This is a genomic window from Ruegeria sp. D3, from assembly GCF_056534465.1.
This window is the reverse complement of the sequence record NZ_JBQFPK010000001.1, coordinates 100,183-113,598: the sequence shown is the minus strand read 5'-3', so window position 1 is coordinate 113,598 and position 13,416 is coordinate 100,183. Positions and strand designations below refer to the sequence as shown.

The window sequence follows — 13,416 nt, the reverse complement described above, 5'->3', positions numbered from 1 at the left end:
TACAGTCTTGCCCCAAAAAAAAGCCCGGTCCATCCCGGGCTTTTCGCTTATTCTGTGGTTGCCGGGGCGGCTTCGGGTGTGACCTCGCCGCCTTCTGTGCAGCTTGCCACCAACTCCTCGTATTGGCGGGTCACCCAACCGAGCGCTTCTTCGGGGTTCTGTTCTTCGATCTGACCGCTGAACTGTTCAAACACCTTGGCCGAGCGGCTTTCATCGACGATCGTATATGACTGACCTGTCATGACGGTATCGTAGACAAAGAATGCGATTGCGACCAGCAGGATGCCGCGCGCGATCCCGAAGAAGAAGCCAAGTGCTTGATCCAAACCACCCAAGGCCGAGCGTTGCACAAGCGACGAAAATAGAGGGGTGAAAATGCTGACCACGATCAGCGCCACCGCAAAGACCGCCGCAAAACCGGTGATAACAGACAATTCACAACTGTCTTGCAGGAAATCTCCGACGACCGGAATCTCTTTCACCAATGGCACCGCTTGAGGTGCAAAAATAAAGGCCAGAACCGCGGCGGCGACCCATCCCGCAATCGCCAGAATCTCACGCAACAAACCGCGGGAATAGGCCAGAAGGCCCGACACCACGATGATCAGGGCAACCACCCCGTCAATAATTGTAAAACCTTCCATGGCCCTCGCCTGTAATTTTTTCAGCCTCTTAAGGCGTTACCTTAACCTGCTCCGAAGGTTTCGCCAACAAACCCTACCAAATCAGAGGGGCGGGTGAGTGTCAGACCTGCCACAGTGCCAGTTTTGCCACCTGCCGGAGCTATGGCTGATGTGAAACCAAGTTTCTGGGCTTCTTTCAACCTATTTTCGGTTTGTGCAGCTGGTCTTAGGGCACCTGACAGAGAGATTTCCCCGAATACAACGGTGTCTGAAGGCAGAGCTGTATCCTCGCGCGCGCTCAGCAAAGCTGCGGCAACGGCAAGGTCGGCCGCCGGCTCGCTGATTTTTAGTCCGCCTGCAACGTTTAGATATACGTCCAACCCAGTGAAGGGGACGCCACAGCGGGCTTCTAGCACCGCCAGTATCATAGCAAGTCTACCGCTGTCCCACCCGACGACCGTGCGACGCGGTTGCGAATGTGGTGATGGCGCGACAAGTGCTTGTAATTCAACCAAAACCGGGCGCGTTCCTTCGATTCCGGCAAATACCGCCGAGCCAGGGCTGGGCGTTCCGCGCTCGGACAAAAACAAGGCAGAGGGGTTCGTGACCTGGGCCAGTCCTTTACCCGTCATTTCGAAAACGCCGATCTCGTCCGCAGGACCAAAACGGTTCTTCACCGCACGCAGGATACGGAACTGATGGCCACGTTCCCCTTCAAAATAAAGCACAGTGTCAACCATGTGTTCGACGACACGGGGGCCTGCGATCTGACCCTCTTTGGTTACATGGCCGACCATGATGATCGAAATGCCATGTCGTTTCGCAAACGTGGTCAATTCATGCGCTGCTGCCCTTACTTGTGACACCGATCCGGGGGCGCTGTCGACATTGTCGGCCCACATGGTCTGAATCGAGTCGATAATGGCAAGGCCGGGTTTTTCGGCTTCAAGCGTGGTAAGGATGTTGCGCAGGTTTGTTTCTGCCGCGAGTTGCACCGGCGCGTCCGCCAGCCCTAGACGGCGGGCGCGCATCCGCACCTGGGCGCTGGCTTCCTCGCCCGAGACATAGATGGTCTTAACGCCAGCACGAGCAAACCGTGCGGCGGCTTGCAACAGAAGGGTGGATTTGCCGATGCCTGGATCTCCGCCCACCAACAGGGCCGAGGCGGGGACAAGGCCACCGCCCAGCACGCGATCCAGTTCCTCGACCCCGCAAAATGTGCGAGGCGGAGGGGTTTCCTCGGTCGACAGATCCGTGAGTGCGATGGTCTGGCCCCGCTTGCCGCCGAGGGATTTCTTGGCCGGGCCAGCCGAAAGGGGGGCTTCTTGCATGATCGTGTTCCACTCGCCGCAGCCGTCACAGCGGCCGGACCAGCGGGAATGCGTGGCACCACAGGCCGAGCATGAAAAAGTCGTCTTTGCCATGCGGCCCTTGGTGCCCGAGGTGGGGCGGTTCTTCAAGCCCTTGCGGGCTTTCATTTCCGCCGGTGGCGCGCCACGTCCTCAAGCCCTGCGGGCCATCGTCCGCGGCGGGCGCCTGTGGCGCCTATTCAGCGGCGCGAGGGGGCGACATCGCGATAACACTGGATTCGGTGGACTTGTGCTCGTCCGACTGCGATTGCAGTTGCGTGGACAACTCAGGCAACAGGTCGAACAATTCGTCACGCAGGCGGGCGAGTTGAGATTTGGCGATGGATTCCTCGATCTCGACATCGCGGGTCCATTGCCGCAATTCTTGCTGGATGGTTTGCGCGTCACCGATGCGCTGCTGGAATTGCTCGATCTCTTCTTGGCGCTGCTGGAGGAACGTACGCGCCCGCGCCACGCGTTCGTCGCTGTAGGTGACGGCGAGTTCGTGGCTGATCTGGCTCATCTGCGCGGCCAGTTCGAGGATTTCCGGCTCCAGCGATTGGAGGTCGGGATGTTGGCGCAGAAAGGCAATACGCTCTTTGACCGCGTCGAATTCAGACGACATCATGAAGGTGTCACCTCGGTCCGCAGCATGGGCCATTTGGTAGGCGTAGGTGATGTCATGCATGTTCATCGCGAACTTGCGATGCGCATTCTCAAGCGCCATCATTCGACCGTTTGCGGGCAGATAGAAGGCCAGCATGAGAATCAGTGCGGTCAATCCGATCTGGATAAACATGCCCGCATCTATAGCCGGTGCGGTGCCGAATCCGGCTTGCATGGACAGCCAGGGTAGGACCCCAAATGCCGATAAGGCGGTGGTCGTCACGGCCGCAAGCGCAGCCGCGCAGATTACGATAAAGGTCAGTCTTAAAAAGGCATTCTGAAATTGCAATGTTATTTTTTGGAGGGCGGCCATGGTTGTCGATCTCCTTCTAGAACCGGAACACACCGGAGCCGAAGCGGAGTAGACTTAACGTACAGACAGAGATCCGCCACGGACCCGAAAACTACTATTTGTTGCTGCTCGAAATATTAAGATGATACTTGGGTAAATGTTTTCAATCAATTAGCTTTAAGCTTTTCGTGAGGCGGATGTCATCTCTGTAATATGTCCCAATGCCAGTGAGGCCAGAATGCAACCTGTAAACAGGTAGAGACCCCATGCGGTTTCGATGGTCGCGTAAGAGATGCCCTTGGCCAGCGTGATGTAGAGCGCGATCAGGAAAATGTCGGCCATGGCCAGCTTGCCGAGGATGTTGAGCGCGGGCTGGACGCGTGGGTCCAGCAGGTTCCATTGGATCAGTGCGGTGCCGATGGTTTTGACGTAAGGCGCGAAGAGCGCGAAGACAGTGACGACCAGTGCGAGGAAGATATCGGATTTCCAGAGCGATTGCAGGCCGGTGATGACACTGATTTCGCTGAGGCCGAAGATCGGTAGGAGGCCCGCGCGCATCAGCGGGGCGAACCATGCGATGGGGTAGAGGATCAGGAGCGAGAGGGTGGCGAGACGGAGCGGCATGTTTTGCCTAAGACTGTTATGAGCTATTTGTCGAAACTACTGTAATTGGTCATTCTCACTCTTTCAGGCTTCCAGCGCGGAACGAAAAGACCCGACCCGAAGGTGCGACTAACCCTGGAAAAGGCGATTATCACAACTATTCCAACAGGAATACAGGCGAAACCAAGAACTCTTACCCAGCCCGGTAACCGACTTTGCCGAGTTGGGAGGCTAACAATGAAAACGATGGTCACCCATGCCCATATGTTGCTAATGACAAAGCCTGTAGTCGATTGTGAAATCAGTGAAACAAAGGCGGATAGTCCGGAAAACACCAAGCTTCCACTAAGTACTGGTAACTTCCTGAAACAAACGACAAGTAAGCACAGAGCTAAGAGCCAGGAAGCTGGCCATCCGATCATTATGATATAGCTCAGAAAAGTTTGATTCACCGCACCGCCTCAATCGGCCCCTCAGCACTGCCACTGATGAACTGCTCGACATAGGGATCACCCGACGCATCCATCTGCTCAACAGGGCCAGTCCACTGTATGACGCCTCCGTGCAGCATCGCCACATTATCGGCAATGGCGCGGACGGAACTCATATCGTGGGTGATGGTCATGGCCGTTGCGCCCATCTCGGTCACGATCTCGCGGATCAGGTCGTTGATGACGCCGGACATGATCGGGTCCAGCCCGGTGGTGGGCTCGTCAAAGAAAATGATCTCGGGCTCGGCAGCGATGGCACGGGCGAGGCCCACGCGTTTTTGCATCCCGCCCGACAGTTCCGAAGGGAACCGGTCGGCAACGTCCGATTTCAGGCCCACACGCCTCAGTTTATCAATCGCGATCTCGCGGGCATATTCTGCGGGGCGCTTGAGCGGGCCGCGCAGCAGACGGAACGAGACGTTCTGCCAGACGGGCAGAGAGTCAAACAAAGCCGCGCCCTGAAACAGCATCCCGAACCGGGCCAGAAACGCATCGCGGTCGCCTGTTGCCGCGTCCTTGCCATCCACATAGATCATGCCGCTGTCGGGTTTGATCAACCCGAGAACGCATTTCAGCGCCACAGACTTTCCGGTTCCCGAACCGCCTATGATCACCATGGACGTGCCCTTGGGGATATCGAGGTTCATACCTTGCAGGACTCGGTTATCACCGAAGGCTTTGTGTACATTCTCCAGCCGTATCATACCGAAAAGAACACCCCTGTGAGAATGAAGTTGGCGGCCAGGATCATGATCGCCGCCGCTTCGACCGAGGATTTGGTCGCACGGCCCACGCCCTGCGCGCCACGGCCCGAGTTCATGCCATAGTAGCAGCCCATCACGGCCGTGATGAGGCCAAACGTTGCACCCTTGACCAGCGATGAAATCACGTCGTGCAATTCCAGAAAATTGACCGTGTTCTGAAGGTAGGCGGCAGAGTTGAAACCAAGGTTCTGAGTGGCAACCACATAGCCGCCTGCGATGCCAATCACGTCGCCCACGGCAACAAGCACTGGCACGGTCAATATGGCTGCCAGAACACGCGGTGCGGTTAAGTATTTCATCGGGTGCGTGGACAGGGTGACTAGCGCGTCGATTTGTTCAGTCACTTTCATCGTTGCGATCTCGGCCGCGATCGAAGAGGTCACGCGTGCCGCGATCATCAGACCACCAAGAACTGGTCCCAGCTCGCGTACCATGCCGATGGCCACGATCTGAGGTACCACAGCCTCGGCGTTGAAACGAGCGCCGCCAGCATAGATTTGCAGCGCCAATGCGCCGCCGGTAAAAATGGCGGTCAGGCCGACGACGGGCAGGGAAAGCCAACCGATATTCATCAGCGCAACGACAAATTCGCGTGGATAAAACGGAGGGCGGAAGACGTGCGATATCGCATCCACTGTAAACAGTGCCACCTTTCCAAAGGTTGCAAACACAGTCAGGACGGCACGGCCTATACCGCCCAGCAGTCTCAAAGGGTTCATTCCACGTAACCTCGGGAATAACGCGCACCGAGCGACGTGAGAATCTCGTAGCCGATAGTGCCTGCGGCCTCGGCGAGGTCGTCTACGGTCTGGTGGCCGTTGAGAATGCGCATTCGTTCTGGGTCCTCAGGCAAATCAGTGACATCCACGGTGATCAGATCCATGGAGATACGCCCAACGACGGGGCAGGGTTGACCACCTGCGAACGCATCAATGCCGCCCCCGATCGCGCGGTGCAGACCGTCAGCATAGCCCGCTGCAACGGTCGCGATACGTGACGGACGGCGCGCGGTCCAACTGTTGCCGTAGCCAACAGTCTCGCCCTCGGCCAACTCGCGGACCTGAATGACGGGCAGGTCCACAGTCACCACAGGTTTCGCGTCGGCAAAAGGCAGACCACCGTACAGACCGACACCGGGTCGGCAGAAGTCGAAATGGAATTCCGGCCCCAAAAGTAACCCTCCGGTCGCAGCCAAGGACCGTTGGGCCGAGACTCCATCAGTCATATCACGGAAAGTCTTTAGTTGTTGCCGGTTCATCGGGTGATCCGGCTCGTCCGAGCAAGCCAGATGCGACATAACAACAACCGGGTTCAGATCCTCAACCCGCGTGCGCAGCTCGGCCCAATCGGATGGTTCAAAGCCAAGTCGGTTCATGCCGCTGTCGAGCTGGATGCCAAATGAATGCGAGGGCAGGCTTTGTTCGTGGCGCAGAAACTGCTCGGGCGAGTTCAGCAAAGGTGTCAGGTCGTTCCCGCGCAGCAGTTCGGTATCGCCTTCCATATGCCCTGAGAAGACGCCGATCATCGGACCTGGGCCAACAGCTTCGCGGACGGCTGCGCCTTCTTCGGCGACGGCAACAAAGAACTTTCGAACACCTTCTTCGGCGAGGGTGTCCGAGACAGGACCCGCACCCAAGCCATAGGCGTCTGCCTTGACCACGGCGCCGGTCTCGACATTCGTTTTCGTATCTAGTGCGCGCCAGTTGCTGGCGAGCGCATGCAGGTTGATCGTCAGACGTGCGGTACTCATGGAACTGTTCATGACACTGGATCGCTGCAGGTCAAGGGGGTACGCACCGTTTATTGCCGGTTTGACGGGAACGTGGGCGAGGAATGGCTTGTCAGTATGGCAAACAAGGAACCTATGCGCCGAAAAGATCAGGGCTTATTGTTTTCACTGCGTCATCAACACAAGATTGGTGCGAGAATCATTTACGCTCATCCTGAGCGTCGGCAGGAGTAGAATTTGTGCAGTTTTCATCAGGTGTTACTGGCATGGAAGCCGAAATCCCCGAGTTCTTCCGGGCCGTTTTCAGCGCATCCGAAGGCTCGGACGAAGGCGAAGCGTTGAAGGCGCTGACTGTTGCACTGATCAAGACCACTGAGGCCGATGATTTGCTTTGCGTGACAGTGCATACATCCGAGCGCCTGTGCGGGTGCATTTTCTTTTCTCGCCTGACCTATGACGAAGACCCGCGCAAGGTGGTGCTGATGTCCCCGGTTGCGGTTGCTACAGATCGTCAGAAGCAAGGGATCGGGCAGAAGTTGATCGCGTACGGGTTGGAACAGGTTCGCCAAGCAGGGGCCGAGGTCGCGGTGACTTATGGTGACCCGGCCTATTACGGTAAGTTGGGGTTTCAGTCGATGACACCAGAGTTCGCGCGACCGCCCCACGATCTGAGCCAGCCGCATGGGTGGCTTGGCCAATCGCTGAACACCAAGGAATTTAGGCCAATAGCCGGGCCATCGCGCTGTGTGTCAGCCTTCGATCAGCCCGGGTTGTGGTGACTGTCAGTAGCCTTCGATCTGGCCGTCCTGCTGCCAGGGTTTGACCAGGTTGCCAAAGCGGGTGAACTGGGCCTCAAACGACAGTTCAACCGTGCCGATGGGGCCGTGACGCTGCTTGCCGACAATGACTTCGGCCTTGCCATGCAGGCGGTCCATGGCCTGCTTCCACTCTTCCATCTTTTCCAGCTCATGATCGCCGGGCTTTTCACGCTCTTTGTAGTATTCCTCGCGGAACACGAACATCACAACGTCGGCGTCCTGTTCGATCGAGCCCGATTCCCGCAGGTCAGACAGTTGCGGGCGCTTGTCGTCGCGGCTTTCCACCTGACGCGAGAGCTGAGACAGGGCGATCACCGGGATGTTCAACTCCTTGGCGATGGCCTTCATGCCCATCGAAATCTCGGCAATTTCGTTGACGCGGTTGTCGGACATGCCCCGGCACAGCTGCAGATAGTCGATCACCAACAGATCCAGCCCATGCGTTCGTTTGAGACGCCGCGCGCGGGCGGCAAGCTGCGAGATCGGCAGGGCAGGGGTGTCGTCGATGAACAGCGGGCAGGCTTCCAACTCCTTGGCGGCGTCCACGAACCGGCGGAACTCGGCCTCGGTCATATCGCCTTGGCGGATCTTGTGGCTTGAGATTTCAGAGGCTTCGGCCAGAACCCGGCCGGCCAGTTGTTCAGCGCTCATTTCCAGAGAAAAGAACCCGACCACGCCGCCATCCACAGCCCCTTCGGACCCGTCCGATTTGGTGCCGCGCTTATACGCCTTGGCCACGTTGAACGCCACGTTGGTCGCCAATGAGGTTTTCCCCATCGACGGACGCCCGGCCAGAATGATCAGGTCCGACGGGTGCAGGCCCCCAAGCTGTTTGTCCAAATCGGCCAGACCGGTGGAAATCCCCGCCATGCCGCCACCGCGCTGATACGCTTCGTTGGTGACGTTGACGGCTTCTGTGACCGCCTTGAGGAAGGATTGAAATCCCTGTTCGGTCTGGCCCTGCTCGGATAACTGGTAAAGCTGTTGCTCGGCCTCGACGATCTGTTCCTTGGGCTCGCTGGACACATCAACCCGTGCCGCCTTGTCCGAGATGTCGCGGCCCAGCCGGATCAATTCGCGCCGGATGGCGAGGTCATAGATCATCTGGGCATAATCATGCACCGCAAACGCACTGATCGAAGCACCCGCCAGTTTGACCAGATAGGCGGGGCCACCCAACTCTTTCAGGCCCTCATCCTCGGCCATGAAGGATTTCAGCGTCACGGGCGAGGCCAGCGCATTCTTGGCGATGCGATTGGCCGCGACCTCATAGATGCGGGCATGGACCGGATCATAGAAATGCTCGGCCCCAATGATCGAGGCCACCCGGTCATACAGATCGTTGTTCGTCAGGATGGCACCCAGAAGCTGTTGTTCAGCCTCAATGGAATGCGGCATGGTTTCGGCGTTCTGAATCTGCGCCGCTGCCTGCTCGATACTGCTTATCTCGTTCATTTTGTCCCCACTGCCCTGATGAGGTTCTACACGCGAATGGCTGTCCCAATCCATCTGGAAATCCCTGTGGTTAACTTAGGGTAAGACCTAGGGATAAGTTTCCTGACAGATAGGATATCTGAATGTGTATCGCTTATTATGTAGGAAAGGAGGGGAAAGTCACCAGATATCGTGCTTGGTGCACCGATTCTTCTGGGCTTATCCCCAAATTACCCACAAGAGGTTTATGTGGATTTATTGGCTTCCTGCCATCCACGCGGATCGTTCAGGAAGGCCTCGACCCCGTCAAGTGTCTCAGTGTCAAAGGCTTTCTGCGCCTTGGCCTCGGCCAGAACGTCCCACCACGTACACAGCGAATGCAGCTTCACGCCGTGGTCGCCCAGCGTCTTTTCGGTCTCGGGGAAGATGCCATAGTAGAAGATCACCGCCGTATGGCCGCAGGTAGCGCCGGTTTCCCGGATTGCATCCACAAAAGACAGCTTGGACCCGCCATCGGTGGTCAGGTCCTCGACAAGCAGCACGCGATCACCTTCGGACATTGCGCCCTCGATACGGGCGTTGCGGCCGTACCCTTTGGGCTTTTTGCGCACATAGGTCATCGGCAGGGCCATACGCTCGGCGACCATGGCGGCAAAGGGGATGCCTGCGGTTTCGCCACCGGCGATGTTGTCGAACGCCTCGAACCCGGCATCGCGCATCACGGTGACGGTCAGGAAATCCATCAGAGTCGAGCGGATACGCGGATATGAGATCAGCTTGCGGCAGTCGATATAGGTCGGGCTGGGCAGGCCCGAGGCCAGCGTGAACGGCTCGCGCGAATTGAAGTGGACGGCCTTGATCTCCAGCAGCATCCGCGCGGTCAGGCGGGCGATTTCGGTGCTTTCGGGGTACGAGCTAGGGATCATGGTGCAAACCTCTGGGCTGAAAACAGGTTGCGGGCTGATAACGCGCGGTGCCCCCCCGAGTCGAGAGGGCGGGCAAAAGAAAAGCGGACCCGCAAGGGGCCCGCTTAGCACGTTCAGTATGGCGCGCGATCAGCTTGTCATGTCATAGGCGCGTTCACCATGCACCGACAGGTCGAGGCCATTGGTTTCTGTCTCGGCATCCACACGCAGTGGCGTGATCAGCGAGACCAGTTTGATCAGCACAAAGGTCACGACGGCGGTGAAGACACCAACGATGACCAGGCCACCCAACTGTGCAGTCCAGGCCCCTAGGCCAAAGACGGCGATCATGATGGTGCCAAAGATGCCCCCGACGCCATGCACGGCGAACACATCCAGCGTATCGTCGATTTTCAGAACGTTGCGGATGACATTCACCGCTTCCTGGCACAGCACACCAGCGACGGCACCGATGATCAGCGCCTGAACCGGATCCACATAGCCCGAGGCAGGTGTGATGGAGGCCAAGCCAGCGATCGTACCGGTCACCAGACCGACCATCGACGCCTTGCCATATTTGATCCGCTCGTACAGTGCCCAAGTCAGAGAGGCGGTCGCGGCCGAGATATGCGTCACGGTCATCGCCATCGCAGCGCCCCCGTCAGCGGCAAGTTGCGACCCGCCATTGAAGCCGAACCAGCCAACCCACAGCATCGCGGCACCGATCATGACAAAACCCGGATTGTGTGGGGGCGTTGTGCGATTGCGGCGCGGGCCCAGCACCACGGCGATGATCAGCGCGGCCAGACCGGCGGTTTCATGCACAACGATGCCGCCTGCAAAGTCGCGGACGCCGACTTCGCCCAAAATGCCACCGTCGGTCAGGATACCTCCACCCCAGATCCAATGCACCACCGGCGCATAGCACAGCAACATCCACAGGGCCGAGAAGGTCAGCACAAAGCCAAAGCCCACACGTTCCACATAGGCGCCTACGATCAGGGCTGGAGTAATGATCGCAAACGTCATCTGGAAGGCAAAGAAGAGGATTTCCGGCAGGGTACCTGACAGGCTGTCTGCATCGACCCCATTCAGAAATGCCTTGCCCAGACCGCCCCACAGGCCCGATCCACCGTCGCCGAACGCGATGGAATAGCCTGCGACCAGCCACAGGATGCTCATCAGGCAGGCGATGCTGAAACAGTGCATGAAAACGCTCAGCACGTTGCGGGCGCGAACGAGGCCACCATAGAACAGGGCCAGGCCCGGAAGTGTCATAAACAGGACCAGGGCGGTTGCCACTATGATCCAGGCGGTATCGGCTCCATTCATCAGCCGCTCTCCTCTTCAGCTTGCGTGGCGGGGCTTGAAGCGGAGCACGGGTGGGGAAAAAAGAGGCAATCGTTAAAAAAGACGCCTATTTATGGGGCTTTTGTTTAAGTGATGATTAAATGTGCGTCATGTTTGCGGGATTGCGAAAAAATTAGGCGATATTAGAAAGCGCATCTGACAACAAATTTAGCGCGTGATCGCGCGCGGCCAGCCGGACGGCGTCACGGCCAAGTGCACCAAATTCGATGGTTTGCGTTTGGGTCAACTGGCCTGTAGCGGCTATTCCGAAGCAGACGCGCCCCTCGGGTTTGAACTCGGACCCACCGGGGCCCGCGATGCCGGTGATCGATACGGCCAGTTGCGCGTTGGAATGGTGTAGGGCGCCCTCGGCCATCTCGCGGGCAACCTGCTCCGAGACCGCGCCGTGCGCGTCCAGGGTCGCCGCCTGTACGCCCAACATCTGCTGTTTTGCGGCGTTGGTGTAGGTCACGAAACCTCGGTCCACCACGGCCGAACTGCCGGGGATGTCGGTTAGTGCCGCAGCGACCATACCCCCGGTGCAACTTTCGGCGGTGGCGATCATCACTCCTTGCGCCTTGGCGCGGTCCAGTAGCGCGGCGACGGTCATAGCCCCAAAACCCCATGCGCGAACCCGGCCAGGATCAAGACGCCGATGGCGGCAAAGACCCCGGCGATCACATCATCCAGCATCACGCCCATCGCATCCCCCTTGCGGTCGGCCCAGCCAACCGGGCCGGGTTTGGTAATGTCGAACAGCCGGAACAACAGGAACCCAGCAACCCAACCGGGCCACAGCGCCGTGATCTCGATCCCATGCGCCCATGACGGGTATGAGATCGCCCACAGCGCGATGAACTGGCCTGCGACCTCATCTATGACGATCTCAGACGGGTCGTGATCCTCTTGCCCTGCGGTCATCACGCGGGTGGCCCAGAGCCCGCCGAAGAACACCGCGAACGTGGCGATCACCAGCAGGGGAAAACCACCCAGTGTATGCAAGACCCACGCCAAGGGCAGGGCGGCGAGCGATCCCCATGTGCCGGGCGCAGGGCGCAGATAGCCCACACCGCAGACGGTGCCGATCAGCCGCGCGGCGGTCATGATTTCACCAGACAGGCTGTGGCAAGCGAGGCAATGCCTTCGCTGCGGCCCGTGAAGCCCAGCCGTTCGGACGTTGTCGCCTTGACCGAGACCTGATCGGTCCGCAGCCCCATAATCCGGGCCATCTCGATCCGCATCGCCTCGGCATGCGGGCCGATCTTGGGGTATTCGCAGACCAGCGTGCAATCGATATTCGAGATCGCGTATCCCATCGTCGCGGTCAGCTCGACCGCGTGGCGTAGGAAAATCTCGCTGGCGGCCCCTTTCCATTGCGGGTCCGAGGGCGGGAAGTGCTGGCCGATATCGCCCTGCGCCAGCGCGCCATAGATCGCATCCGTCACAGCGTGCATCCCAACATCGGCGTCCGAATGCCCTTGAAGACCACGATCATGCGGCACCTGCACGCCGCACAGGATTACATGATCCCCGTCGCCAAACCGATGCACGTCATACCCGTTGCCCAGCCTTACATCCATATTCGTTCCCAATATGCGTTCCGCCCGGGCAAAATCCTCGGGCCGTGTGATTTTGATGTTATCCGCATCGCCCGGCACGATGGCCACGTTCAGCCCTGCGGCGCGGGCAACCTCGACATCGTCCGCCGCGCCGCCCGCATGAGCGGCATGGGCCGCGACGATGGTGTTATAGTGAAAGCCCTGTGGTGTCTGTGCGGCGAAAAGGCCGGTGCGATCCTGCGTGCCGGTCACCGTTTGTCCGTCTCCGGTCCAAAGCGCATCCGTGACTGCCAAGCCGGGGGCGGCAGCGGGGCTGGCTTCGAGCGCTTGCAACACGTCGTGAATAGTCTGAGCACTGACACAGGGACGGGCGACATCATGGATCAGAACGCGGGTCACATCCAGATCGCTCAGGGCGGCCAGCCCATTGCGCACCGAACCCGGACGATCCGCGCCACCTGCGGTCAGGATCAGATCTGAAGCGGCAAATTCTTCCCAAGCGGTGCTGTCCTCGGGGGACAGGACCAGCACGATGTGATCGACTTGCCCGTGAAACTGCTCAATCGTCCAGTCCGCGACGCGGCGTCTGCCTAGCGGTCGCCATTGTTTCGGGATACCCCCTCCGGCGCGCAGGCCACGTCCTGCGGCAACGATTATGGCTGCGGTGGTCATGGGCGGTGTCTCCGGTAAATTCGGGGCAATGTTTAGGGTGCGGTGAATGCAGAGGCAATCACCCGCGTTATCCCGCCTAAAAATTAAGCAAGTGATGATTTTGCGGGCTTTCCAGCTGCCGTTTTGTTGTTCATATACGCTCAATTCGATATCTAAGTCGC

At 58.7% G+C, this 13,416-nt stretch carries 15 protein-coding genes; 2 read left to right on the top strand and 13 right to left on the bottom strand.

Translation table 11 applies throughout. The features are described from left to right. Positions 1–47: 47 nt before the first annotated feature. From ACR0DX_RS00525 to ACR0DX_RS00510, 4 genes are all read right to left on the bottom strand, one after another. Positions 48–644: a CvpA family protein gene (locus ACR0DX_RS00525; RefSeq protein ID WP_170354361.1), complete on the bottom strand. Its 597-nt coding sequence runs from the start codon at positions 642–644 to the stop codon at positions 48–50. Between the two features lie 41 nt (positions 645–685). After that, on the bottom strand, positions 686–2,047 hold the full coding sequence (gene radA, locus ACR0DX_RS00520) for a DNA repair protein RadA (RefSeq protein ID WP_480845050.1): 1,362 nt from the start codon (positions 2,045–2,047) through the stop codon (positions 686–688). Positions 2,048–2,168: 121 nt separating this feature from the next. Next, positions 2,169–2,951 carry a DNA repair protein gene (locus ACR0DX_RS00515; RefSeq protein ID WP_170354360.1) on the bottom strand — a complete coding sequence of 261 codons (783 nt, stop codon included), beginning with the start codon at positions 2,949–2,951 and terminating at the stop codon, positions 2,169–2,171. A gap of 156 nt (positions 2,952–3,107) precedes the next feature. Next, a complete protein-coding gene (locus ACR0DX_RS00510) occupies positions 3,108–3,554 on the bottom strand; it encodes a paraquat-inducible protein A (protein WP_170354359.1) in 447 nt (148 codons plus the stop codon). A gap of 216 nt (positions 3,555–3,770) precedes the next feature. On the opposite strand from ACR0DX_RS00510, the gene ACR0DX_RS00505 reads away from it, so the two are divergent. Then, complete coding sequence (locus tag ACR0DX_RS00505; protein WP_170354358.1) at positions 3,771–3,965, top strand: hypothetical protein; 195 nt, start codon at positions 3,771–3,773, stop codon at positions 3,963–3,965. 16 nt (positions 3,966–3,981) lie between these two features. On the opposite strand, the gene ACR0DX_RS00500 is transcribed toward ACR0DX_RS00505, so the two are convergent. From ACR0DX_RS00500 to alr, 3 genes are read right to left on the bottom strand one after another with little or no spacing between them, the layout of a single operon-like run. Beyond that, complete coding sequence (locus tag ACR0DX_RS00500) at positions 3,982–4,728, bottom strand: ABC transporter ATP-binding protein (protein ID WP_170724251.1); 747 nt, start codon at positions 4,726–4,728, stop codon at positions 3,982–3,984. Next, a complete protein-coding gene (locus ACR0DX_RS00495; RefSeq protein WP_170354356.1) occupies positions 4,725–5,507 on the bottom strand; it encodes an MlaE family ABC transporter permease in 783 nt (260 codons plus the stop codon). Before ACR0DX_RS00495 ends, ACR0DX_RS00500 begins: the two co-directional genes overlap by 4 nt. After that, complete coding sequence (gene alr / locus ACR0DX_RS00490; RefSeq protein WP_170354355.1) at positions 5,504–6,538, bottom strand: alanine racemase; 1,035 nt, start codon at positions 6,536–6,538, stop codon at positions 5,504–5,506. Before alr ends, ACR0DX_RS00495 begins: the two co-directional genes overlap by 4 nt. Positions 6,539–6,783: 245 nt before the next feature. Between alr and ACR0DX_RS00485 the strand changes: the two genes are divergently transcribed. Then, complete coding sequence (locus ACR0DX_RS00485; RefSeq protein ID WP_170354354.1) at positions 6,784–7,296, top strand: GNAT family N-acetyltransferase; 513 nt, start codon at positions 6,784–6,786, stop codon at positions 7,294–7,296. 3 nt (positions 7,297–7,299) lie between these two features. Here ACR0DX_RS00485 and ACR0DX_RS00480 read toward each other — a convergent pair whose 3' ends face one another. From ACR0DX_RS00480 to ACR0DX_RS00455, 6 genes are all read right to left on the bottom strand, one after another. Further along, positions 7,300–8,790 carry a replicative DNA helicase gene (locus ACR0DX_RS00480; protein WP_170354353.1) on the bottom strand — a complete coding sequence of 497 codons (1,491 nt, stop codon included), beginning with the start codon at positions 8,788–8,790 and terminating at the stop codon, positions 7,300–7,302. A 224-nt stretch (positions 8,791–9,014) separates the two neighbouring features. Beyond that, complete coding sequence (locus tag ACR0DX_RS00475) at positions 9,015–9,695, bottom strand: orotate phosphoribosyltransferase (RefSeq protein WP_170354352.1); 681 nt, start codon at positions 9,693–9,695, stop codon at positions 9,015–9,017. Positions 9,696–9,824: 129 nt separating this feature from the next. Then, positions 9,825–11,006, bottom strand: a complete 1,182-nt coding sequence (locus tag ACR0DX_RS00470; protein ID WP_170354351.1) for an ammonium transporter — start codon at positions 11,004–11,006, stop codon at positions 9,825–9,827. Positions 11,007–11,157: 151 nt separating this feature from the next. Then, positions 11,158–11,634, bottom strand: a complete 477-nt coding sequence (locus ACR0DX_RS00465; protein WP_170354350.1) for a CinA family protein — start codon at positions 11,632–11,634, stop codon at positions 11,158–11,160. Then, positions 11,631–12,128: a phosphatidylglycerophosphatase A family protein gene (locus tag ACR0DX_RS00460; RefSeq protein WP_480844845.1), complete on the bottom strand. Its 498-nt coding sequence runs from the start codon at positions 12,126–12,128 to the stop codon at positions 11,631–11,633. Before ACR0DX_RS00460 ends, ACR0DX_RS00465 begins: the two co-directional genes overlap by 4 nt. Next, positions 12,125–13,255 carry a bifunctional 2-C-methyl-D-erythritol 4-phosphate cytidylyltransferase/2-C-methyl-D-erythritol 2,4-cyclodiphosphate synthase gene (locus ACR0DX_RS00455; protein WP_170354348.1) on the bottom strand — a complete coding sequence of 377 codons (1,131 nt, stop codon included), beginning with the start codon at positions 13,253–13,255 and terminating at the stop codon, positions 12,125–12,127. Before ACR0DX_RS00455 ends, ACR0DX_RS00460 begins: the two co-directional genes overlap by 4 nt. Positions 13,256–13,416 lie beyond the last annotated feature (161 nt).

Excerpts from the sequence above, each read along its gene's own strand:
- ACR0DX_RS00480 (WP_170354353.1), bottom strand. The coding sequence starts at position 8,790 with ATGAACGAGATAAGCAGTATCGAGCAGGCAGCGGCGCAGATTCAGAAC.
- ACR0DX_RS00465 (WP_170354350.1), bottom strand. The coding sequence starts at position 11,634 with ATGACCGTCGCCGCGCTACTGGACCGCGCCAAGGCGCAAGGAGTGATG.
- ACR0DX_RS00510 (WP_170354359.1), bottom strand. The coding sequence starts at position 3,554 with ATGCCGCTCCGTCTCGCCACCCTCTCGCTCCTGATCCTCTACCCCATC.
- ACR0DX_RS00455 (WP_170354348.1), bottom strand. The coding sequence starts at position 13,255 with ATGACCACCGCAGCCATAATCGTTGCCGCAGGACGTGGCCTGCGCGCC.
- alr (WP_170354355.1), bottom strand. The coding sequence starts at position 6,538 with ATGAGTACCGCACGTCTGACGATCAACCTGCATGCGCTCGCCAGCAAC.
- ACR0DX_RS00495 (WP_170354356.1), bottom strand. The coding sequence starts at position 5,507 with ATGAACCCTTTGAGACTGCTGGGCGGTATAGGCCGTGCCGTCCTGACT.
- ACR0DX_RS00505 (WP_170354358.1), top strand. The coding sequence starts at position 3,771 with ATGAAAACGATGGTCACCCATGCCCATATGTTGCTAATGACAAAGCCT.
- ACR0DX_RS00475 (WP_170354352.1), bottom strand. The coding sequence starts at position 9,695 with ATGATCCCTAGCTCGTACCCCGAAAGCACCGAAATCGCCCGCCTGACC.
- ACR0DX_RS00515 (WP_170354360.1), bottom strand. The coding sequence starts at position 2,951 with ATGGCCGCCCTCCAAAAAATAACATTGCAATTTCAGAATGCCTTTTTA.
- ACR0DX_RS00485 (WP_170354354.1), top strand. The coding sequence starts at position 6,784 with ATGGAAGCCGAAATCCCCGAGTTCTTCCGGGCCGTTTTCAGCGCATCC.
- radA (WP_480845050.1), bottom strand. The coding sequence starts at position 2,047 with ATGGCAAAGACGACTTTTTCATGCTCGGCCTGTGGTGCCACGCATTCC.
- ACR0DX_RS00460 (WP_480844845.1), bottom strand. The coding sequence starts at position 12,128 with ATGACCGCCGCGCGGCTGATCGGCACCGTCTGCGGTGTGGGCTATCTG.
- ACR0DX_RS00525 (WP_170354361.1), bottom strand. The coding sequence starts at position 644 with ATGGAAGGTTTTACAATTATTGACGGGGTGGTTGCCCTGATCATCGTG.
- ACR0DX_RS00500 (WP_170724251.1), bottom strand. The coding sequence starts at position 4,728 with ATGATACGGCTGGAGAATGTACACAAAGCCTTCGGTGATAACCGAGTC.
- ACR0DX_RS00470 (WP_170354351.1), bottom strand. The coding sequence starts at position 11,006 with ATGAATGGAGCCGATACCGCCTGGATCATAGTGGCAACCGCCCTGGTC.